The sequence below is a fragment of the Prauserella salsuginis genome (assembly GCF_024648885.1).
Lineage (GTDB): Bacteria > Actinomycetota > Actinomycetes > Mycobacteriales > Pseudonocardiaceae > Prauserella > Prauserella salsuginis.
In genome coordinates this window covers 240,064-260,334 of sequence record NZ_JANBBF010000009.1, presented here as the reverse complement: position 1 = coordinate 260,334, position 20,271 = coordinate 240,064, and the positions used below count along the sequence as shown (strand labels likewise).

The following is a 20,271-nucleotide window of genomic DNA, read 5'->3' as shown; positions in this document are numbered from 1 at the left end:
CCCTGACGGGTGGCGCGGCCGTTCTCGTGTGTGCGGGCTCCTCGGCGGGGTTTCTCGGGTGGCCGGCCTCGTGAGGCCGGCTCACGTCCACTGGACTGCTTGTGGCTGGGACGGCTCGCGCTCAGCGGCGAACACGGCGGAGCTCACTGCAGCAGCCGACCCGGCGAGCGACCGGCCGCGAACACGGTAGGCGGAGCGCGGCCCCGTGCACACCGCGGCGAGCTACGTGGCCACCCCGGCTCGGGCCGGACGCGACGAGTGTCAGGCGGCCGCCTGCTGCAGGGCGCGGGTGGCCTGTTCGAGGCTGTCGACGGTCGCGGGGGCGACCCGGTGGCCCGCGGCGGCCATCCAGTTGGCGAGCATGCGGTGGCCGCCCTGGGTGAGCACGGACTCGGGATGGAACTGCACGCCTTCGAGCGGCAGCTCCCGGTGGCGCATGCCCATGACGACGCCGGACTCGGTGCGGCCGGTGACCTCGAAGACGTCGGGAATCGTCTCGGGCAGCACGGTCAGCGAGTGGTAACGCGTGGCGGTGAACGGTTCGGGCAGGCCGGCGAGCACGCCCACGCCGCCGTGCTGCACCTGGCTGGTCTTGCCGTGCAGCAGCTCGGGCGCGCGGTCGACGGTGGCTCCCCAGGCGACGCCCAGGGCCTGGTGCCCGAGGCACACGCCGAGCATCGGCACGCCGTCGGCGGCGCACCGGTTGATCACGTCGATGCTGCGACCCGCACGCTCGGGCGTTCCGGGGCCTGGCGAGACGAGCACGCCGTCGAACTGCGGCACCGTGTCGGGGTCGACGACGTCGTTGCGCCACACCTCGGGCTCGGCGCCGAGCTGCGCCAGGTACTGCACGAGGTTGTAGACGAAGCTGTCGTAGTTGTCGACGACCAGTACACGCATAACCGCAGGATACCGGCTCCGTGTGGGATTTCGGGCGGGCGCCGGGCGAACTGGTTCGCCCGGCGCCCGCCGGTCACCCCGACTCGGCGTCGGTCAGATGGTCAGCCACTGGCTGGGGCCGATCGCGTCGATCACAGACCCGCGCCAGTGTCCGAATCGTGCGCATCTCCTACCCCTTTCGTTGTCAGCACATCCCGGCCGGGATGTGCTGAACCTGAACGATGAGGGGTAACCGCGCGCTGCTGGAACGAGTTATCCCGGCAGGCAAATCCGGGCCGAAGCCAGCCGCTCGCGAATCACTGCACGGCGACTTACTGCACGGCGACTTACTGCACCGAGATCTACTGCGCCGAGACGACTACTGCACCGAGACGTCGTTGAACGGGAGCAGCGGTTCGACCCACGGGAACACGACGAGCATCAGCAGTGCCACGACGGCCGCCACGAGCACGATCGCCTCGACGACGCGCAGAGCCACGGGCCCTGGCAGGTGGCGCCAGATCCAGCCGTACATGTCACGCCTCCCCGATCTCGGCCAGCAGGTCGTCGTAGCCGGTGCCTTCGGACTTCTTGTACTGGTTCGTCAGCACCCCGTGGATGATCATGCGTTCGGCGTCGGAGAACTGCGGATGGCAGGTGGTGAGCGTGAGCAGGGAGGCCTGCGACGCCTTCGGCAGCGGGTTGCGGGCCTTGTACGGCACGGGTGCGACGGCGTCGCCGCGGTCCGGCAGCACGATCCGCCTGCCGAACGTCTCGTCGTAGGCATGCTGCTTGTCCTGCAGCGGGGCGACGTTCGCGCAGCGCTGCTGCCTACCCTTGCCGTCGGCCCAGCCGTCGACCTCGTCGCGCATGGGCAGCACCCGGTAGACGTAGAAGCTGTCGCCGGTTTCGATGACGACGGGGTCGCACGAGTTCAGCAGGTCGAGGTCGTTGAACGGGGCGCCCTTGCCGACGCGGTGACCCGCGATGCCGACGTTGCCGGGCTGGCCCGGCATCTCGGTGTTCTTGTAGTGCCCTGGGCCGATCTCCAGCGCATCGGGACCGACCCCTTCCTGCACGGTGAAGCTCCAGTCGACACCGAAGGTGGGGATGTACATGCGGGCGAACGCCTGGCCGTCGGCCGGGTCGACGTGGAGTTCCCGATCCCCCTGCGGCGCACTGCGCCATTCCTGCTCCAGCTGGGCGCTGGCCTCGTTCTGGAGCCTGCCGGACTTCCAGTTCGTGACGTACAGCTCGTACACCACGAACAGCAGCAGGACGAGACCGAGCGTGATGAGCACCTCGCCGAATCCTCGGACGGCGGTGCGCACCTTCCCGCCACGGGGCCGCGGCGGCGGCGCGGGCGGCCGGTCCGCAGCGCTGACCGCGGACGATTCCGCACCGGTTGCCGGAACCCTCGCGGCCGGGGGTTCCTCGTCGGACGTCGACAAGGGGGCTCCTCTCGCCCATGACTTTCGCCCGTGGTCGCGCGCGCCGGGACTTGACGCGCCGCGTCGCACGCCGCGGTGTGGCGCGCTGCTCACGGGCTTCTCAGTACTGCTTCGGACGCGTGGGCGCTTACGTTAACGTGTCTTAGTGGCGGTGGCCCAAGTCCGCCACGCGTTTCGATTCGCAGAGCACGAGGGACATCAATGCCCAAGTCCAAGGTCCGCAAGAAGACGGCGTACACCCCGCCGGCCGACCGGAAAACTCCGGTCAAGGTTGCAGCGGCCGGTCCGTCGCCGCTTCCCTACAAGATCGTCATGTTCGGGTTGATGCTGCTGGGGTTGGCCTGGCTGGTCGTCAACTATCTCGCGGGCGACAAGATCCCCTTCATGCTGGAGCTGGGCAACTGGAACTTCGCGATCGGGTTCGCCCTGATGATCAGTGGCCTGCTCATGACGATGAAATGGCGTTGAGCCGATCGGCGGATCGGCTCGGTGCCGCCGCAGGACATCGGATTACACCGGTGTGATTGATCCCCACTGTGGATTCCCCTGTGGATAACTCCACTCTCAGTTGGTCGACTCATCCTGGGCTGGTGGCGATCGGCTGGGTGCTCGCCGCGGGCGCGGCCGTCGGCGCGTTCGCCGCGTCGGGATCCGCCGACCGGCCGGGCATGCTGCTGTTCGGACTCGGTGCGGTGGCGATGGCATTGGCGGCCGCGTACGGCACGGTCGTCCGCCCCCGGTTGGCCGCCGACGCCGCCGGCCTGCGGATCCGCAGCCTCGGCGGAACCAGACGACTGGCCTGGCGTGAGGTCCGGATCCGGCTGACGACGGTACGCAGGCTGGGGCGCGATGCGATGGCGCTCGAGATCGAACCCGTCTCCCCTGCACTTCCCGCCGCCGACCCGCTTTCCTCCGAGGCCGACGGCGACGCCGAGCCGACAGGTGACACGGGACTGATGGTGCTGGGCTGGCTGGAACTGGGCGTCGATCCGCGCGACGTGCACGACGACCTCACCGCCCTGCAGGCCCGTCACGCAGGTCCTGGCTCCGACCAGCCTGCCGGCGACTGACCGCACGCCGCGAGCGGGCCGATCCCGCACGGAGGAGGCCGATGTAGCCGCCGGCCCGGTCGACCGCTGCGGGTGGCGGCCGCGTCAGACGGTCGTGCCCGCGCAGAGCGCCGGATAGGTGCGGCAGATGTCGGACGCGATCGTGGAATCGCGGTAGATGATCAGGCCGACGAACGCGGCGACGAGGAGCGCGACGACCGTGGCCTGGTAGGCGGTGCGGTCCTTCTTCGGGCCGTACAGCATCGCCACCATCACGAGCGCGCCCGCCACCAGGCCGCCGAGGTGGCCGAGCAGGGAGATACCGGGGATGGTCACGGTCAGCACGAGGTTGATCGCGATGATGCCGATCGCGCCGCCGGGGTTGAGTTTCAGCCGCAGGACCGCGACGAGCAGGGCACCCATGAGGCCGTACACGGCACCGGACGCGCCGGCGGTTCCGACGTTCACATCGCCGAGTAGGAACACGGCCGTCGACCCGCCGAGCAGCGACACCAGGTACAGCGCGAGGAACCGGACCTTGCCGAGCAGCAGCTCGAGGTCCTTGCCGAGGATCCACAGCGCGAGCATGTTCATCGCGAGGTGGAGCAGGCCGTAGTGCAGGAATCCCGAGGCGACCAGCCGCAACCACTCGCCGTGGACGTGAATGCCCAGCGGCCACAGCGAACCACCGTTGAGCAGCGCCGAATCCTGGTTGTTCATCGGGTCGCCCGCCTGGGCGGCGGTGACGACGTAGACCAGCACGTTGACCGCGATCAGCAGCGGCGTGACGACGTTCTTCGACGACACGCGCGCCCCGGCGACCGTTCGGTCGCCGGGGCGGAGCGGCTGTGGTCGGCGCTGCTGGGCACGTGCGGCTTCGACGCAGTCGATGCACTGGTAGCCGACGGACGCTTCACGCAGGCAGTCCGGGCAGGCCGGACGGCCGCAGCGCACGCAGCTCAGACCCGTCGGCTTGCCAGGGTGCCACCAGCACCCGGGCTGGGCACCGCCGTCGGCCCTGGCCGGTTCCTGGTCGGGCGGGTACGGAGGCTGAGTCACTGCACGTGCCGGGGCGAGATCAGGAGCGTTCGATCTCGACCGACTCGATGACGATGTCCTCGAGCGGCTTGTCGGCCGGGCCGGTGGCGACGCGGCCGATCTCGTCGACGACGGCACGCGACGAGTCGTCGGCGACCTCACCGAAGATCGTGTGCTTGAAGTTCAGGTGCGGCGTGGGCGCGACCGTGATGAAGAACTGGCTGCCGTTGGTGCCCGGTCCGGCGTTCGCCATGGCCAGCAGGTACGGGCGGTTGAACTGGAGCTCCGGGTGGAACTCGTCGTCGAACTTGTACCCGGGGCCGCCGCGACCGGTGCCCGTCGGGTCACCGCCCTGCAGCATGAAGCCCTCGATCACACGGTGGAAGATGGCGCCGTCATAGAACGGCCCGCTCTTCTCGCCCTTCGCGTTCGGCTGCGTGTACTCCTTCGTGCCCTCGGCGAGTCCGACGAAGTTCGCGACCGTCTTCGGGGCGTGATCAGGGAAGAGGTTGATGGCGATGTCGCCACGGTTGGTGTGCAGAGTGGCCTTGAACTTGGTACCGACCACGCTCTCGTTGCTCTCAGTCACACGAATCATCGTGCCATCCCGGGCATAATCCGGCGGTAAGGGGCAGGATGGCGGGTAGTGTGACACGCAGACAACCAACGAATAACGAGGTGGAGGCGATGACTCGAACCGCGGAGGCGGGTGAGTCCGTGAAGGACCGGCTGACCGAGGGCACCGACGAGGTCGTGAAGTCCTCGCGCCGCGCCCAGAAGAAGCTGGCCGCGCAGGCCAAGAAGGCCCGCAAAGAGGTCTCCAAGAGCGCAAAGAAGGCCAAGCAGGTCGCCGATGAGCGCCGTGACGGGCTGACCGAGCCGACCCGCAAGGCCAAGAAGGCCGCCGTGAAGGCCGCGAAGGCTGCGGGCGAGTCGAAGCGTCGCGCCAAGAAGGACTTCAAGGCCGCCAAGAAGGACTTCAAGGTGGCGATGAAGGAGGCCAAGGGGGCCGCCGCCGGCGCCGAGACCGGTGAGAAGAAGAAGCGCAAGAAGCTTCCGATTCTGCTGGGCATCGCCGTGATCGCCGGCGTGGCGTACGCGCTGCGGCCGAAGCCGGAGACCCCGGTGGCGCCGGCCCCGCCGCAGAGCACGGACAACCCGGAGACGGGCGGCGTGACAGGCAACAACGGCCAGACGAGCGCGACGCCGCAGCCGAAGCAGGCCTGAGGCACCCGCCGCGGGCGCCGAGCTGCCGGCTCCGCGAGCACGACTCGACCCAGCGGTCGGATGCGGCTCGGGCCACGCCGGCACGGTGTCGACGACAGGCACAGCTCGCCGACAAGCACAGCGAAAGGGCTACCTTCCCGCTCGGGAAGGTAGCCCTTTCGTGTGAAATCCCGCGGTGGTCAGCCCGCGTGCTTCTGGATGAGCGCGCCGAGCCGCGGCAGCGCCTCCACCACGTTGTCCTTGCCCTTCGGGCGCAGCTTCTCGTAGACCTTCTTGATGGAGTCGCGCGAGGACTTCTCGGCGCGGGCGTCGGTGACCGACAGCAGCGCGTCGGCGGCCTCGTCGCTGCGCGTGGGCAGGTAGGCGCCGAAGTCGCCGCCGCCGTTCGCCTTGAAGTCCGCGAAGATCGGCTCGAGGGCCGCGACGAAGTCGTCGAGCAGGCTGTCCACAGCGGAACCGATGATGCCCGGCTTGATCTTCTTGACTGCGCCGTAGCCGGTCTTGATGACCGTGCCGGACACGCCGCTCTTGTCGTCGACCTCCTGGTCGATGAGCGTGGTCAGGTCGGTGACGACGTCCGGACGACGGGTCGAGTCGAGCAGAGCTTCCTTGAGGGTGTCAGCCACGAGATCTTCCTTTGTCACTTCGAAATTCGGAGGGGGACCCGTGCAGAACCGAACGGTCGATCGTCACCTGAAAAGGCGAAGCGGCGATTCTTGATCAACGCTGAGTGGTCTGCACGTGTGGCGCAACCCTAGTACACCACTGTTTCCGTACTCACGTCGTGGCCCGTTCTGCGTCGTCAACCGGTCACTCTGCGCGAGGAGGCGGCGTCTTCGCCGGTCACGGGAGGTCGTCACAGGCCGAGAGTGGCGATGACGTCGGTGGCGACGGTCCTGGCCTTGACGCTCTGCGACTGGTTGGTCGTGACGACAACGGCCGTGCCCTGCTTCGACACGGCGTAGACGGCGCCGTCGTCGCCGGACAGGTAGCCACCGCTCCAACCGGCGGGCTGCTCGGTCGGGTTCGACGTGTCGATGGGGGCGGCGCGGTTCACGATGCCCGTGGCGACGTCGGGCTCGCCGGTGAACACCTGCGTGGTCAGCTGGACCTCGCCGTCCGGCCGGTAGAAGAAGCACGTCGGATGCGGCTTCTCCGCGGAGGTTCGGACTTCGCTCACGCCCTGCCCGTTGGCGCGTTCCGCGTCGGCGGTCGGCAGATAGGGGCATGCGTCGACGACCCCGGCGGGCTGCGGTTCGGGCGGCAGTTGCGGTGCGGGCTCGGTGCGGGTGACGGTGCGGGTCGGCTGTCCCGTGGCGGTACCGTCGCCGCCGTCGCCGCCGGGTTCCGGGATGTCGCAGCCGGCGAGTGCGGCCGTCGCGGCTGCGAGGCCCGCCAAGCCAGCGCGGGTACCGAACGCGAAAGGTCGTCGCATGGCCACCGAGTCAACCAGAAGGCCGGACGCGCAGGTCGCGGAGGCCAGTGCACCCGAACGTGTCGGCCGGCCCGGATGACCGGGGCCGGGTGGGCCGGGCACGCTGGCGCCGGGCGGCACCACGGCACCGGAAGGGACCATGGGCGGGGTCGGCACGCGCCCGCCCTGCGCGCTCGATTTCCGCGCGAGGCGGGCGCACACCAGGAGGTAGGCGACATGACTGGCAAGGGCAGGGCAACGGCGGACGAGGGACTCGCACTGCGCGTGGCCGAGCTGCTCGACGGCGTGGTCGGCGACGACGTGATCGGCTGTTACCTGCACGGGTCGGCGGTACTGGGTGGTATGCGGCCCGCGAGCGATCTCGACGTGCTCGCGGTGACGCGGCGCAGTCTCGACGACGAGCGGCGGCGGGAGCTGACGCGCGGGCTGCTGGGGATGTCCGGCATCGGCGGTGGGTTGCGCCCCGTGGAGCTGATGGTGGCCGTCCGCCGCGACGTCGCACGCGATTCCCCTGCGCAGCACGACGCTGCAGAGCACGGCACTGCAGAGCACGGCACGACAGAGCACGAGGCCGCGGAGGACGAGGCCGAAGAGAAGGAGGCCGCGCAGTCCGGCGCGGATGACGGCGGCGTGACGCGGGGTGGTTCGGATCGTCGGGATACCGCGTCGCGGCAGTTTCCGCCGGTGGTCGACTACCTCTACGGCGAGTGGCTCCGGGAGCGGTACGAGGCGGGTTACGTGCCGGGGCCGGAGCCGATGCCGGATCTGGTGTTGGCGGTGGCGTCGGCGCTGGCCGGCGACCGGACGTTGGTCGGGCCGCCGCCGGCCGAGGTGCTGGCGCCCGTGCCGCATGCCGACGTGATCCGCGCGAGCCTGGCGGGCCTCGACGAGGCGTTGTCCGGCGTCGACACCGATACGCGGAACGTGGTGCTGACCGTGGCGCGCGTGTGGGCGACGGTCGAAACGGGCGAGATCGTGCCGAAGGACGAAGCCGCGGCGTGGGCGGCGCAGCGGTTGCCCGAGGAGTACCGGGCCGTCACCGAGCATGCGCGGGAGCTGTACCTCGGCAGCGAGTACGCCGACGAGGTGTGGCCCGCCCAGGTGCTGGCCCGGGTTCACGGCTGCGTGGAACGCATGGCCGCCGCGGCGCGTGCCGGCTCCGGTACTACACAGGACACCTGACAGCCACGGTCAGCGCGGGTCGACGACCGTGCGCGGGCGGTGCGGCCGTCGACGGGCCGGTGCTGGCCGAACGGAGGTGCCTGCCGGCGGGTCGAGCGGTGTCGGCGACGGTCGGCGCGGTCGGCGCGGTCGGCGACGGTCGGCAGAATTGACGAATGGACGTCATCGAGTGGGCGGATTTCGAGAAGGTCGAACTGCGCGTCGCCAGCGATCGTCGAGGCCGCGCCGAACGATAAGGCGCGCAACCCGGCGTACGTGCTGAAGGTCGATCTGGGCGAACTCGGGGTGAGAACGTCGAGCGCGCAGGTCACCGACCACTACGCCGCTGCGGATCTCGAGGGCAAGCGCGTGCTGTGCGTCTGCAACTTCGAGCCGAAACGCATCGCCCGCGTCAAGTCCGAAGTGCTGGTGACGGGAGCGCACGACGAGGAACGCCGCGTCGTCCTCGCCGGCTTCGACCATCCGGTCCCAAACGGCACCCGCCTGATGTAGCCCGTCATCCCGCAGGCATGGGGACGTCGTCGTCGGCAAATCCGGGTGACCGATCGCTGCCGGCCGCGCATACTCCGCGTCCGTGGCCCTGACGTTCACGCCGTTCCGCCGGTACTGGCTCTCGTCGTTTCTGGCCGATCTCGGTGACGGGGTGCGGTTCGCGGCGTTTCCGCTGCTCGCGCTGACCGTCACGGACTCACCAGCCGCCATTGCCGCAGTACCGGCCGTGCAAGGACTGCCGTGGATCGTGCTCGGTCTCGGCGTGGGTGCCCTGGTCGATCGGTGGGACCTGCGGCGCACCATGGTCACGGTCGACGTCCTGCGCGCTCTCGTTGTCGCGGGGTTGGCGGGCTCGGTGCTGACGGGCACGCTGACCCTGCCATTGATCTTCGCCGCCGCCTTCGTCACCGGGCTCGGCGCGATGATTCACGACACGGCAGCAGCGACCGCCGTACCTCGGCTCGTCGAACCCGCGGAGTTGCAAAAGGCGAACGGGCGGATCGTGGCGACCCGGATCCTCGGCGACGAGCTCGCAGGACCGGCGCTGGGCGGCTGGCTGTTCGGGGTCGCGACGGTGCTGCCGCTGGCCTTCAATGCGAGCGGGTTCGGCATTTCGATCCTGTTGCTGCTGACGCTGCCGAGCGTCTTCGCGCCGCATTCCCGTCCGGACCGGCCGACGACGGTCGGCGGGGTGATCGCTGCGACGGGCCGCGAGATGCGCGAAGGTCTCCGCTGGTTGCGGGGTGACCGGGACGTCCGCAACCTGACCGTCGCGGTAGCGCTGGTGGCGGTCGCGGACGGTGCCTACCTGGCGATCCTCGTCCTGTACGTGACGCGGGTACTCGAACTACCCGAAGCGACGTACGGGTTTCTGCTCGGCGCAGGCGCGATCGGCGGTGTGATCGCCGGTGCGTTGTGCGCACGCCTGACAGTGTGGGCGGGAACCCAGAGAATGCTCACCGGGTCGATCGTCGTAATGGCCGGCTGCCAGCTACTGCTCGGGCTGACGAGCAACATCGCGTGCACGATCGTCGCGCTCACGTGCAGCAGCGCGGCGTTCGCCTCGTTCAACATCACGGCGATGACGATGCGGCAACGCCGGTCGCCCGCCGGCATGCTCGGCCGCGTCAACAGCGCGTACCTGACGGTCGCACGCAGCGCGGATGCGACGGGTGCCCTGGCAGGCGGCGCGCTCGCGGCAGCGATCAGCATCCAGGCGCCGATCCTGATCGGCGTGCTGCCGATGCTCGTCGCCGCCACGCTGCTCGGACGACCGAAGGACCCTGCCTGGTCGCCGGCAACGGCCTAGTGATTCCGCCACGGTGACCAGGCTCGAGCCGTCATCACGCAGGCATGGGGACGTCGTCGTCGGGGTCCTGAAGGGCGAAAACTGTCGTGCCCGGACGGTAGCGTGAAGAATGGGGGTCCCCGGAGTGACACGAACGGTCCACTCGTGTCATCGGGGTCCGTGATCGAAGACTTCGCCCGTCGTGAACCAACTGGGGGTTTCAATGACGAACGCACCCGTGGACGACCTGGACACGACCCTGCGGGCGGTCGGTGACATCGTTGCCGGCATCCGCGACGACCAGTGGCAGGCCGCGACACCGTGCAGCTTGTGGTCGGTACGCGACGTGACGAACCACCTCGCCCTCGGCAACAAGCTGTTCGCCGGGCTGCTGGCCGGCAAACCCGGCTACCCGCTCGACCCCGACTACGCCGACGCACTCGGCGACGACCCCGCGGGCTCGTACCGCCGGCACGCCACCGACATCGTCACCGCCTTCCGCAGGCCGGGCGCGCTGGAACAGGTCATCGAGGCCCCCGTCGGCGCCATTCCCGGCATCGCCGCGGTACAGCTCCGGACCGTCGAGGACCTCGTGCACGGCTGGGATCTCGCCACCGCGACGAGTCAGCGCGTCGACTACCCCGACGACATCGTCGAACGTGCCCTCGCCTTCACCCGCGACCAGCTTGCGAGCATGGAAGCCAGTGAGGACGGGCCGTTCGCCCCGCCGCAGCCACATCCCGACGACGCGCCACCGATCGACCGCCTCGTCGCACTCCTGGGCCGCCGCCCACTCGGCTGAGCCCGCGCGAACCGCTCGCTAGTCAGCAGGCACGCCGGGTCCGCAACGGTCGGTCCGGACGACGACCGATACCGCACCGCGGCGGATTCTGGCGAAGAACCGGCACATCACGGCTGCCCCATGATCAAGGGAGGATTCGGTGCTCCCCGCCCGCCGGCCCGGTCACCATCCCTCAAGGACACGCTGACACGTGGCTGCGTTGAACGCCCCGAAGGTGCTCTTGGGGGCACTCCGGCGCCACTCCGGGGCGCTCCGGGGGGCACTCGGGCGCCACTCAGTACTCGCCCGTGACCGTCAGCTTCACCCCGTCGGCCAGGCGGTACGGCGCGGGCGCCACGAGGTCGCCGATCACCCGTCGCAGCCGTGACACCTCGGCGCGCGCCGTCACCGTGTGCCCGTCGTCGCCGAACAGGCCACGCCCGAGCGCGGCCGCATCCACGCCCTCCGGACCGGCGCGCGCGATCAACGCCAGCACCTGCGCCTGCCGCCTCGTCAGGCCCGCCGACCACGACCCGTCGTCACCGTGCACGCGCACCACCGGATCACCCGCCAGGTCCAGCTCGGCGACCATCGGCGCCCGGTCCCGGCGCGGCCGCAGCAGCCAGCCCTCACCGAGCCGTTCCGGGGTACACAGCCCGAGACCCGCGACCGCCATCGGCAGTCCCTCCCGCGGCACGGCCACCCGCGCACCGGCCGCGATCCCGGAACGCACCGCCACCCAGCCCTCGTCGTCGACGACCAGCAGCGGCTCTCCCACCCCACCGAGCACGGGTTCTGCCGTGCGGCGCAGCCGTTCGAGGCGCTGTTCGTGCAACCGCCACAGTCCCGACTCGGCCAACCTCACCGACGTCTCCACGAGTGCACCGATCGCCGGATGCAACGTGAGCGCCGGGCCGCTGATGTCCACTACTCCGGCCAGCTCCCCCGTCACCGGCGAATGCACCGGCGCCGCGCAGCAGTACCACGGGTGTTGCGCGGACTCGAAGTGTTCCGCGGCCAGCAGCTGCACCGGCGCCGCCTCAACGAGTGCCGTGCCGACCGCGTTCGTGCCCACCGTCGCCTCGGTCCACCGCGCCCCCTCGGCGAACCCCAGGGCGTCGGCGTAGGCCCGCACCCGAGCGGAGCCGTCGCGCCACAGGATCACCCCGTCGGCATCGGTCACCACCACCAGGAACGGCGACGTCTCCGCGGCCCGGCCCAGCAGCTGCCGCAGCTCGCCGATCACCGGTTCCAGACCCGACCGGCGCCGCCGCAGCTCCAGTTCGGCCAACGGCACCACGGCACGCGGCGACCCTGACACGTTCAGGCCGAGATCCAGCATCCGCGACCACGACCGCTCCACCACCCCGCGCGGGCGGACCGGAGGGCGCGACCCGGCGAGCACGGCCTCGTGCACCCGCTGCATCACACGTGCGTGCTCGGACAGATCGGTCGGCAACCCCGGCAACGCCATCTCACCGGCCACGACAGCACCTCCCGACGACACCTCCCCGCCGGCCGCCGGCGCGTGCAACGCAGCGCAACGCTGGCCGATCGGCGACTCGGCGCGGACTGTGTATCCCACATCACACGATGAACCCCGTGGCCGCAAGGGAGGGCCCTTCAATGACGCAGACCCTCGGTTCTCCGCAGACCGACTCGCTGCCGAGCCCGCAGCGCAAGGCCGAGAACTGGCTGACCGGTTTCGCCGACGCGCTGGCCGCGCGCGACATCCCCCGCGCGGCCAGCATGTTCGCGGCGACCAGCTATTGGCGCGACCTCGTCGCGTTCACCTGGAACATCGCCACCACGGAGAACCCCGACGGGGTGGCGCAACGGCTCGACGCCGCCCTCGGCGAGGTTGACCCCGCGAACTTCGCTCTCGAAGAAACGCCGGAAGAGGCCGACGGTGTGATCACGGCGTGGTTCACCTTCGAGACCGCCGTCGGACGGGGACGTGGCCTCGCCCGTCTCGTGGAGGAGGACCACGAGACCAAGGCGTGGACGCTGCTGACCACGCTGTACGAACTCAAGGGCCACGAGGAGCCGCGCGGCACGCACCGGCCGATGGGCGCCGAACACGGCATCAACCCCGAGCGCAAGACGTGGGCCGAGAAGCGGGCCCAGGAGGAAGCCGAGCTCGGCACCACCGTCCAGCCCTACGTGCTCGTGATCGGCGGCGGTCAGGGCGGCATCGCGCTCGGCGCGCGACTGCGGCAACTCGACGTGCCCGCCCTGGTGATCGACAACCATCCACGGCCCGGCGACCAGTGGCGCGGCCGATACAAGTCGCTGTGCCTGCACGACCCGGTCTGGTACGACCACCTGCCCTACCTGAAGTTCCCGGACAACTGGCCGGTGTTCGCCCCTAAGGACAAGATCGCCGACTGGCTCGAGTCGTACGTCAAGATCATGGAGGTGCCGTACTGGGGGTCCACCACGGCCACCTCGGCGAACTACGACGCAGCCACGCAGGAGTGGACCGTCGAGGTCGAGCGCGACGGTGAGCGAATGACGCTGCACCCGAAACAGGTCGTGCTGGCCACCGGCATGTCCGGCAAACCGAACGTGCCGCAGCTGCCGGGCCAGGACGTCTTCCGCGGCGAGCAGCACCACTCCTCCCAGCACCCCGGACCGGACGCCTACACGGGCAAACGCGTCGTCGTGATCGGCAGCAACAACTCCGCGTTCGACATCTGCGGCGCGCTGTGGGAACACGGCGCCGACGTGACGATGGTGCAGCGCTCGTCGACACACATCGTCAAGAGCGAAAGCCTCATGGACATCGGCATGGGCGATCTGTACTCGGAACGGGCACTCGCCGCGGGCATGACCACCGAGAAGGCCGACATGATCTTCGCGTCGCTGCCGTACCGGATCATGCACCAGTTCCAGATCCCGCTGTACGAAAAGATGAAGGAACGGGACGCCGAGTTCTACGAGCGGCTCGAACGCGCCGGGTTCTGGCTCGACTTCGGCGAGGACGAGTCCGGCCTGTTCCTGAAGTACCTGCGGCGCGGCTCGGGCTACTACATCGACGTCGGCGCGGCGGACCTCGTCGCGGGCGGCGACGTAAAACTCGCCCACGGGCAGATCGAACGGCTCACCGAGGACTCCGTCGTACTAGCCGACGGCACGGAGCTGCCGGCCGACCTCGTCGTGTACGCCACGGGCTACGGGTCGATGAACGGCTGGGCCGCCGACCTGATGGGCCAGGAGATCGCCGACAAGGTCGGCAAGGTGTGGGGCCTCGGCTCGGACACCGCCAAGGACCCCGGCCCGTGGGAGGGCGAGGAGCGCAACATGTGGAAGCCCACGCGGCAGGAGGGGCTGTGGTTCCACGGCGGCAACCTGCACCAGTCCCGCCACTACTCGCTGTACCTGGCGTTGCAGCTCAAGGCGCGGCACGTCGGCATCCCGACGTCCGTTCACGAACTCGCCGAGGTGCACCACCTGAGCTGAGTACCTACCCGAGCTGAGGACCTCCGGTGGCCCCGGGACGAGGGGGCTCGGGGCCACCGGACGTGCCACCACGCACACCTTGCCTCCCGGGCAAGTCACCGGCCGGCCGGATGGTCGATGATGGAGGTGACAGCGGCGAGCTGAGGGAGTGAACGTGGTGGCGACCGAGCCGAACGAGCAGACCGACGACACCGGCGGCGTCGACGCCGAGCCCGCCGAGGTCGCCGCGGCCGGAACGGGGATCGACGCCGTCGAATCCGAATCACCCGACGAGCGCATCCGTCGCAAGGTGGGCCGCATCCGGTGGCTCACGTTCCTGAGCAGCACGCTGTCGGTACTGCTGGCCATGGCGGCCACGGTGCCGACGACCGACCGGGTGCTGTGGACGTTGCTGGTGGTCACATCGCTGCAGTTCGCGTTCGTGGTGCCCGCTTCGCTGGTGCTGGCTGAGCCGAAGCGGTGGGCGCGCACCGTGCTACTCATCGCCACGCCGGTGAGCGCCGTGATGTGGGTCGTCGCGCTGACGCAGACCGCGTGGCTGCTGCTGCCGGGGAACATGCTGCTCGTACTCGCCTTCATCCCGCTGCGTGACGCCGAGGTCGCCGACTTCTTCCGCCGCGGCGACCGCACCCTCGCCGACATCCGCGCAGGCCGCTGACCCACCTGGACCCTGACGCACCTGGACTCTGACCCATTGCCAGCGCACCGCGCAGAACACGCACGCGAGGGCGGCCGCGCGACAGCGCGCCATCGGGGTGGCTGAGCGACAGCGACGGGCGGACGCAGGACACGCAAGAGGGCGCAGGCGCACGTCAACGCGGCGAACACGGCGTTGGGACGGGCGTGATGCCGAGTGCAGAACACGCGGTGCCGGGCGCAGGACACGCGGTGCCGAGTGCAGAACACGCGGTGCCGAGTGCAGGACACGCGAGAGGGCGCAGGCGCGCGCCAGTGCGGCGTTGCGGGGTGGCGGCCGGGCGACGGGCGGGCGCAGGACGCGCGGCGGCCCCGGCCCGTGTCCAGCCGTGTCCGCATGCCGGGTGAGGACCTCCGGCGGCCCGCAACTCGGCGCCTGCCAACATGGAAGCAACCGCAGGCACGGAGCCGGCCCCAGCACAGCGTCGGCCCCCGCGGAGGAGCCGGCCCTGACGAAGGAGAGAGCGTGACGACATCGCCGCAGCGCGCGGGTAAGGCCCCGGCGTGGACCAGCTACGGCATCGATGTGGTGCGCGGCGCGCTGATCGGCACCGCCGAGACCGTCCCCGGCGTCAGCGGCGGGACGGTCGCGCTCGTCACGAAGGTGTACGACACCGCGATCACCTCGGCGGGACACCTCATCTCCGGCGTGGCGCGCACGGTGACCGACCTGCCCCGCGGCAAGGGCATGGGCCGGGCGTCCGAGGAGTTCCGTTCGGTCGTCTGGCGGACGATCATCCCGCTGCTGGCAGGCATGTTCGCCGCGCTGCTGATCATGGCGAGCCTGATGGAGGTGTGGGTCGAGGAGCACCCGGTCCAGACGCGCGCCCTGTTCTTCGGCATGGTGCTCGCCTCGCTGTGGGTGCCGTACTCGATGTCGAAGACCGCACCGGCGAAGGACTCCTCCGGCGGCCATGCGCCGTGGACCTGGAAGGACGGGCTGGCGGCGCTGGTCACGGCCGTCGTCGTGTACGTCCTCGTCAGCCTGCCGCCCGGCGACCTCGAAGCCACGGCGCCGGTGATCATCCTGTCGGCGGCGGTGGCGATCTGCGCACTCGTGCTGCCCGGCCTGTCCGGGTCGTTCCTGCTGCTCACGATCGGCCTCTACCAGCCGACGCTCAGCGCGGTGAACGACCGCGACCTCGCCTACCTCGGCCTGTTCGCCCTCGGTGCCGTCATCGGCCTCGGGTCGATCGTCAAGGGGCTGCAGTGGCTGCTCGAACACCGCAAGCGCATCACGCTGGTCGTGCTGACCGGCCTCATGGCGGGCAGCCTCCGCGCACTGTGGCCGTGGCAGACCGAGGACCGCGGCCTGCTCGCCCCCGGCGACCACCTGGGCATGGCGATCACGCTGGGGCTCGTCGGTTTCGGCGTGGTCGTGGCCGTGATGGTGGTCGAGGCACGCATGACGCGTAAGCAGGAGACCTCCCCGGCGACGTGACCCGCTCGCCCGGGCATTCGGTACTGGCCGTCCGTGTCGACCGGCTCGACGGCTACGTCCGCGCCCGCACCGCCCATTACGACGCGTCGTTCGTCTCGGCGGACCCGGCGTTCGGGCACGCCCACATCACGCTGCTCGCGCCGTGGCTGGCCGATCCCACACCGTCCGACCTCGACGTCGTCGCTCGCATCGCCGCGCAGACCCCCGGGTTCGACACGGTGCTCGGGCGGATCGAAACCTTCCCCGACGGGCTCATCCACCTGCGCTGCGACCCTGACCTGCCGCTGCGCACACTGACCCGCAGCCTGGCGGCCGCGTTCCCGCGGTGCCCGCCGTACGGCGGCCGGTTCGGCGAGGTGGTGCCACACGTGACGCTCGACCGCGTCGCCGACGGCATCACGCAGGAGACCGTCGCCGCCGAGTTGGCCGCCACGCTGCCGGTGGTTCTCCGTGTCGACCGGATCGACCTGCAGTGGTGGGAGAACGACAATTGTCACGTGCGCGAATCGTGGAAGCTGGGCGCCGACGACCGGAGGTGACCGGCGTGGCCTACACCGAACAACGTGCCGACGTCCCCGGTGCGGGCGCGTTCGGACGCGGCTGGGTCCTGTGGCGGAACGTCGCCGACGTCGACGGCCCGCAGCGGATCATGCCCGACGGAGCGCTGGACCTGATGGTCCACGAGGGCAGGTTCGTCGTCGCGGGTGCGGACCGGACGGCGGTCGACGTGGCCGGGACGGCTGGCGCCGTGACGTGGGGCCTGCGCCTGCCGCCCGGCGTCGCACCCGCACTGCTGGGCGTTCCGGCGGGTGAGCTCACCGGACTACGCGTCGATCTCGCCGACGTCACACGCGTGCCCGTCCACCGCCCCGACCGGCCGTGGCGGCTTCCCGGCGTCGCGGAGGCGTTGTGGCGGCAGGCGGCACCGGACCCGGCGGAGCTGCGCCTGGCCGCCTCGCTCGACCGGGCCGCGCGCACCGGCGCTGCGGCGCGGGAGGTGGCCGATGACCACGGCCTGTCGGAACGGTCGCTGCGGCGCAACGCGAACCGGTTCTTCGGCTACGGCATCAAGACCCTCACCTCGGTCCACCGCTTCCAGTGCGCGCTGCGGCTCGCCCGATCCGGAACTCCGCTCGGCGAGGCGGCGGCGCTGGCGGGCTATACCGATCAGGCGCATCTGACCCGCGAGGTCCGCAGGTTGAGCGGCGTCACGCCCGGCGCGCTGACGGCGTGAAACGTGGCCGTTTCGTACAAGCGACGGCCGCGTCGGCGTGCGACCGTCGACGACATGGGCATCGAGCAGGCGCGCGCGTTCCTCGCCGCGCACGGACGGCAGCTGGACCGGCGGCGATTCGACGCGATCACGGGCACCGCCGACGGACACACGGTGCTGGCCGCGTTGGAGGCGTACCGCAACGACGACGGCGGATACGGCTGGGGAATCGAGCCCGACCTGCGCGCACGCGAAAGCCAGCCCGCGGGTGCACTGCACGCGCTGGAGGCGATGGTCGACGCCGAACCGGTGACGACACCGCGGGCCGCCCCGCTGCTGGACTGGCTCACGTCGGTGACGCTCGCCGACGGCGGGCTGCCGTTCGCGTTGCCGATCGCCGACACGACGGGCTGTGCACCGTTCTGGGCGCAGGCCGAGCCGCGGGAATCGTCGTTGCAGATCACGGCGGCGGTCGCGGCGCAGGCGCACCGGCTCGCGGCGTTCGACCCCGACGTGGCCGGCCACCCGTGGCTCGCGCGCGCCACCGAGTACTGCTTCGCCGAGATTCGTAACCTCGACGAGCGGCCGTTCGCGTACGTGCTGTCGTTCGCGTTGATGCTGGCGGACGCGGCCAGCGACACACACCCCGAGGCGCTGAGGCTCCTCGACCACCTGGCGACGTTCGTCCCCACCGACGGCGCCGTGCCGGTCGAGGGCGGCGCCGAGGGCGAGACGCTGCACCTGCTGGACTTCGCACCCGAACCGGGACGGCCGGTGCGGAAGCTCGTCAGCGAGGCCGCCGTCGAGTCCGATCTCGACCGGGTCGAGAGCGAACGGCGAGCCGACGGCGGATGGGCCGTCGATTTCGACAGCTATTCGCCCGCGGCGGCGCTGGAATGGCGCGGCTACACGACCGTCGGCAACGTCGCGATCCTCCACCGCAACGGCCGACTGTGAGTGGAGGACATGGCAGGGCGGTCAGTAGCGCACTCGGAAGTGCCCGATCAGCGTGACCACGTTGCCGTCGGGGTCACCCAGGGAACTCAACCGGACACCCTTGTTGACGTCACTGATCGCACCGAAGTGCAGGCCCCGCATCGCCAACTCGTCGATCGCGGCCGGCAGGTCGGACACCGCAAGGTTGAGCAGTCCGTTCCCGGCACGGTCGGCATCGACCGTGACCTGGACCCATCCGCCTTGTGCAACGTGCCATTCGGCCAGTGAGGTCATCGGGGCGTTGTCGGGGCGGCGTCCGAACAGTTCGCCGTACCAAGCGATGGCGGCGTCGATGTCGCCGACCGGAACGACGGCCAGCACGTGCTCGACTCGGAAGGTGGCGGCATTCATGGCTCGGTCACCTCCACACCCAGCTCAGCAGCCAGGGCAGTCAGCTGATCAGCGGTACCTCGCTCGCGCCACGTCGGCTGCTCCTGTCCTGGCAGGTACATGCCGTGTTCGGTGAGCAGAATGCGGGTTGCTTCGGCACCGTCGGCAGCTGCGGACCGGAACTCCACGGTCGTCGCCGACACCGTGGACAACGCGTCGCCCGCCGTCAACGTCGAGGTGTAGATGATGCGTTCGTTCTGCACGATGTCGTGATAGCGGGCTTCGAAAGCCAACTCTTCCCCGTTTTCGGCGCTGCCGCGAACACATTCCGTGCCACCGACGGCGAAATGCTGCTCGTGCTCGGCTCCCTGCGCGAACCAGCGCCGCCGCGCCTCGGGCCGTGCCCAGGCCGAGAACACCGCCGACACGGGCGCCGCATACGTCCGTTCCATCGTGAAGGTCGCGTGCGTGACTTCCATGCTGATCACTCCTGTAGGTATTCGTCGAGTTGATCGAGTTGCCGCTCCCAATGCGTTCGCTGTCGGCCGAGCCACTGTTCAGCCGTGCGCAACATGTCCGGTTCGATCTGGCAGGTTCGCACTCGGCCAACCTTCTCGGTCCGGATCAACCCCGCCTTCTCCAGCACCCGAAGGTGCTGCATCACCGCGGGTAGCGACATGGCCAGCGGCTCTGCCAGCGACGACACCGCCGCCGGCCCCCGGACGAGGCGTTCGACGATCGCCCGGCGGGTCACGTCCGCGAGCGCGTGGAACACCTCGTCCAACACCGAAGCTTGGTTAAGCATGTTCTTAACCATCACACGCCGACACGGCAAAGGTCAAGCAGGTGCTTAAGTGAATTCGCCCGACACGAGCTCAGGCCGACCCGTGGACTTCGCCGGCTACTCACCCGCCGCAGCACTCGAATGGCGCCGTCACACGACGGTGGGCAACACCGCACGATCCTGCTGCGCCCCAGTCGTCGCCGAGCACAGCCGTTGGTGAGCACAGCCGCGCCGAGCACAGCCGCTGTGAGGGCCGTTGAGGTCAGTACGGTCAGCGGTGAGAAGAATCCCTGGTGAGCAGTCGCGTCAGGAAGAAGAGTCGTCGAGCAACCGATCCTCGATGATCCGCACAATCCGCCTGGTGACCAAGAGCCTCCCACTGACGACCAGGGGCTTCCCAAAAAAGAACGACAAGGAGTCATATCTCCCTGCCGTGCCTAATATATAACACACCCTCCCTCTTGCGGCAAGACCCGGTATCGGGCGCACAATTCTCCGGTCGAAACAGATCCGATTTCTCAGGGGGA

The 20,271-nt window shown here is 69.9% G+C and carries 24 protein-coding genes; 13 read left to right on the top strand and 11 right to left on the bottom strand.

Features of this window, described 5'->3' with window-relative positions:
• Window positions 1–261: 261 nt before the first annotated feature.
• The 3 genes from LY40_RS08020 to LY40_RS08010 form a co-directional block, all read right to left on the bottom strand.
• Window positions 262–900, bottom strand: coding sequence for an aminodeoxychorismate/anthranilate synthase component II (locus LY40_RS08020; protein WP_183780853.1), 639 nt, complete (start codon window positions 898–900; stop codon window positions 262–264).
• A gap of 358 nt (window positions 901–1,258) precedes the next feature.
• A complete protein-coding gene (locus tag LY40_RS08015) occupies window positions 1,259–1,414 on the bottom strand; it encodes a hypothetical protein (RefSeq protein WP_258936405.1) in 156 nt (51 codons plus the stop codon).
• Between the two features lies 1 nt (window position 1,415).
• On the bottom strand, window positions 1,416–2,330 hold the full coding sequence (locus tag LY40_RS08010; RefSeq protein WP_183780857.1) for a class E sortase: 915 nt from the start codon (window positions 2,328–2,330) through the stop codon (window positions 1,416–1,418).
• A gap of 201 nt (window positions 2,331–2,531) precedes the next feature.
• Between LY40_RS08010 and crgA the strand changes: the two genes are divergently transcribed.
• Entirely contained in the window at window positions 2,532–2,798 is a 267-nt protein-coding gene (gene crgA / locus LY40_RS08005) for a cell division protein CrgA (protein ID WP_183780859.1), read from the top strand.
• Window positions 2,799–2,920: 122 nt separating this feature from the next.
• Complete coding sequence (locus LY40_RS08000; RefSeq protein ID WP_258936404.1) at window positions 2,921–3,400, top strand: PH domain-containing protein; 480 nt, start codon at window positions 2,921–2,923, stop codon at window positions 3,398–3,400.
• Between the two features lie 84 nt (window positions 3,401–3,484).
• Here the strand turns inward: LY40_RS08000 and LY40_RS07995 are convergent, their stop codons facing one another.
• Window positions 3,485–4,438: a rhomboid family intramembrane serine protease gene (locus tag LY40_RS07995; protein ID WP_183780865.1), complete on the bottom strand. Its 954-nt coding sequence runs from the start codon at window positions 4,436–4,438 to the stop codon at window positions 3,485–3,487.
• 19 nt (window positions 4,439–4,457) lie between these two features.
• Entirely contained in the window at window positions 4,458–5,015 is a 558-nt protein-coding gene (locus LY40_RS07990; protein ID WP_183647358.1) for a peptidylprolyl isomerase, read from the bottom strand.
• Between the two features lie 89 nt (window positions 5,016–5,104).
• Here LY40_RS07990 and LY40_RS07985 point away from each other — a divergent pair, with 89 nt between their 5' ends.
• Entirely contained in the window at window positions 5,105–5,644 is a 540-nt protein-coding gene (locus tag LY40_RS07985; protein ID WP_258936403.1) for a hypothetical protein, read from the top strand.
• Between the two features lie 179 nt (window positions 5,645–5,823).
• On the opposite strand, the gene LY40_RS07980 is transcribed toward LY40_RS07985, so the two are convergent.
• Entirely contained in the window at window positions 5,824–6,270 is a 447-nt protein-coding gene (locus tag LY40_RS07980; RefSeq protein ID WP_183780871.1) for a DUF6918 family protein, read from the bottom strand.
• A gap of 230 nt (window positions 6,271–6,500) precedes the next feature.
• Window positions 6,501–7,079 carry a DUF2020 domain-containing protein gene (locus LY40_RS07975; protein WP_183780874.1) on the bottom strand — a complete coding sequence of 193 codons (579 nt, stop codon included), beginning with the start codon at window positions 7,077–7,079 and terminating at the stop codon, window positions 6,501–6,503.
• 216 nt (window positions 7,080–7,295) lie between these two features.
• Here LY40_RS07975 and LY40_RS07970 point away from each other — a divergent pair, with 216 nt between their 5' ends.
• From LY40_RS07970 to LY40_RS07955, 4 genes are all read left to right on the top strand, one after another.
• Window positions 7,296–8,261: an aminoglycoside adenylyltransferase domain-containing protein gene (locus LY40_RS07970; protein WP_258936402.1), complete on the top strand. Its 966-nt coding sequence runs from the start codon at window positions 7,296–7,298 to the stop codon at window positions 8,259–8,261.
• Window positions 8,262–8,516: 255 nt separating this feature from the next.
• Window positions 8,517–8,753 (top strand): tRNA-binding protein, encoded by a 237-nt coding sequence (locus LY40_RS07965; RefSeq protein ID WP_258936401.1) that lies wholly within the window; start codon window positions 8,517–8,519, stop codon window positions 8,751–8,753.
• Window positions 8,754–8,835: 82 nt separating this feature from the next.
• Window positions 8,836–10,062 (top strand): MFS transporter, encoded by a 1,227-nt coding sequence (locus LY40_RS07960; RefSeq protein ID WP_258936400.1) that lies wholly within the window; start codon window positions 8,836–8,838, stop codon window positions 10,060–10,062.
• 202 nt (window positions 10,063–10,264) lie between these two features.
• Window positions 10,265–10,843, top strand: a complete 579-nt coding sequence (locus tag LY40_RS07955) for a TIGR03086 family metal-binding protein (protein WP_258936399.1) — start codon at window positions 10,265–10,267, stop codon at window positions 10,841–10,843.
• Window positions 10,844–11,117: 274 nt separating this feature from the next.
• On the opposite strand, the gene LY40_RS07950 is transcribed toward LY40_RS07955, so the two are convergent.
• Window positions 11,118–12,308, bottom strand: a complete 1,191-nt coding sequence (locus LY40_RS07950; RefSeq protein WP_258936398.1) for a sigma-54-dependent transcriptional regulator family protein — start codon at window positions 12,306–12,308, stop codon at window positions 11,118–11,120.
• 140 nt (window positions 12,309–12,448) lie between these two features.
• On the opposite strand from LY40_RS07950, the gene LY40_RS07945 reads away from it, so the two are divergent.
• From LY40_RS07945 to LY40_RS07920, 6 genes are all read left to right on the top strand, one after another.
• Complete coding sequence (locus LY40_RS07945) at window positions 12,449–14,284, top strand: flavin-containing monooxygenase (RefSeq protein ID WP_183780880.1); 1,836 nt, start codon at window positions 12,449–12,451, stop codon at window positions 14,282–14,284.
• Between the two features lie 154 nt (window positions 14,285–14,438).
• A complete protein-coding gene (locus tag LY40_RS07940; RefSeq protein ID WP_183780883.1) occupies window positions 14,439–14,942 on the top strand; it encodes a hypothetical protein in 504 nt (167 codons plus the stop codon).
• A gap of 504 nt (window positions 14,943–15,446) precedes the next feature.
• Window positions 15,447–16,421, top strand: coding sequence for a DUF368 domain-containing protein (locus tag LY40_RS07935; RefSeq protein WP_258936397.1), 975 nt, complete (start codon window positions 15,447–15,449; stop codon window positions 16,419–16,421).
• Window positions 16,418–16,960 carry a 2'-5' RNA ligase family protein gene (locus LY40_RS07930; RefSeq protein WP_183780889.1) on the top strand — a complete coding sequence of 181 codons (543 nt, stop codon included), beginning with the start codon at window positions 16,418–16,420 and terminating at the stop codon, window positions 16,958–16,960. The genes LY40_RS07935 and LY40_RS07930 overlap by 4 nt, the downstream gene beginning before the upstream one ends.
• 5 nt (window positions 16,961–16,965) lie before the next feature.
• The gene (locus LY40_RS07925; protein WP_258936396.1) at window positions 16,966–17,655 is read left to right on the top strand and encodes a helix-turn-helix domain-containing protein; all 690 of its coding nucleotides are present in this window, start codon (window positions 16,966–16,968) and stop codon (window positions 17,653–17,655) included.
• Window positions 17,656–17,709: 54 nt separating this feature from the next.
• Window positions 17,710–18,591, top strand: coding sequence for a hypothetical protein (locus LY40_RS07920; protein ID WP_258936395.1), 882 nt, complete (start codon window positions 17,710–17,712; stop codon window positions 18,589–18,591).
• 21 nt (window positions 18,592–18,612) lie between these two features.
• Here LY40_RS07920 and LY40_RS07915 read toward each other — a convergent pair whose 3' ends face one another.
• The 3 genes from LY40_RS07915 to LY40_RS07905 are packed head-to-tail and all read right to left on the bottom strand — an operon-like array spanning window position 18,613 to window position 19,744.
• A complete protein-coding gene (locus LY40_RS07915; protein ID WP_258936394.1) occupies window positions 18,613–18,981 on the bottom strand; it encodes a VOC family protein in 369 nt (122 codons plus the stop codon).
• Complete coding sequence (locus LY40_RS07910; RefSeq protein WP_258936393.1) at window positions 18,978–19,439, bottom strand: SRPBCC domain-containing protein; 462 nt, start codon at window positions 19,437–19,439, stop codon at window positions 18,978–18,980. Before LY40_RS07910 ends, LY40_RS07915 begins: the two co-directional genes overlap by 4 nt.
• A 5-nt stretch (window positions 19,440–19,444) precedes the next feature.
• On the bottom strand, window positions 19,445–19,744 hold the full coding sequence (locus LY40_RS07905; RefSeq protein WP_228725983.1) for an ArsR/SmtB family transcription factor: 300 nt from the start codon (window positions 19,742–19,744) through the stop codon (window positions 19,445–19,447).
• Window positions 19,745–20,271: the final 527 nt, after the last annotated feature.

What these genes read in the sequence shown, in the direction of transcription:
- LY40_RS08020 (WP_183780853.1), bottom strand. Translation starts at nt 900, where the DNA reads ATGCGTGTACTGGTCGTCGACAACTACGACAGCTTCGTCTACAACCTC.
- LY40_RS07955 (WP_258936399.1), top strand. Translation starts at nt 10,265, where the DNA reads ATGACGAACGCACCCGTGGACGACCTGGACACGACCCTGCGGGCGGTC.
- LY40_RS07910 (WP_258936393.1), bottom strand. Translation starts at nt 19,439, where the DNA reads ATGGAAGTCACGCACGCGACCTTCACGATGGAACGGACGTATGCGGCG.
- LY40_RS07970 (WP_258936402.1), top strand. Translation starts at nt 7,296, where the DNA reads ATGACTGGCAAGGGCAGGGCAACGGCGGACGAGGGACTCGCACTGCGC.
- LY40_RS08015 (WP_258936405.1), bottom strand. Translation starts at nt 1,414, where the DNA reads ATGTACGGCTGGATCTGGCGCCACCTGCCAGGGCCCGTGGCTCTGCGC.
- crgA (WP_183780859.1), top strand. Translation starts at nt 2,532, where the DNA reads ATGCCCAAGTCCAAGGTCCGCAAGAAGACGGCGTACACCCCGCCGGCC.
- LY40_RS07915 (WP_258936394.1), bottom strand. Translation starts at nt 18,981, where the DNA reads ATGAATGCCGCCACCTTCCGAGTCGAGCACGTGCTGGCCGTCGTTCCG.
- LY40_RS07945 (WP_183780880.1), top strand. Translation starts at nt 12,449, where the DNA reads ATGACGCAGACCCTCGGTTCTCCGCAGACCGACTCGCTGCCGAGCCCG.
- LY40_RS07920 (WP_258936395.1), top strand. Translation starts at nt 17,710, where the DNA reads ATGGGCATCGAGCAGGCGCGCGCGTTCCTCGCCGCGCACGGACGGCAG.
- LY40_RS07975 (WP_183780874.1), bottom strand. Translation starts at nt 7,079, where the DNA reads ATGCGACGACCTTTCGCGTTCGGTACCCGCGCTGGCTTGGCGGGCCTC.
- LY40_RS07990 (WP_183647358.1), bottom strand. Translation starts at nt 5,015, where the DNA reads ATGATTCGTGTGACTGAGAGCAACGAGAGCGTGGTCGGTACCAAGTTC.
- LY40_RS07985 (WP_258936403.1), top strand. Translation starts at nt 5,105, where the DNA reads ATGACTCGAACCGCGGAGGCGGGTGAGTCCGTGAAGGACCGGCTGACC.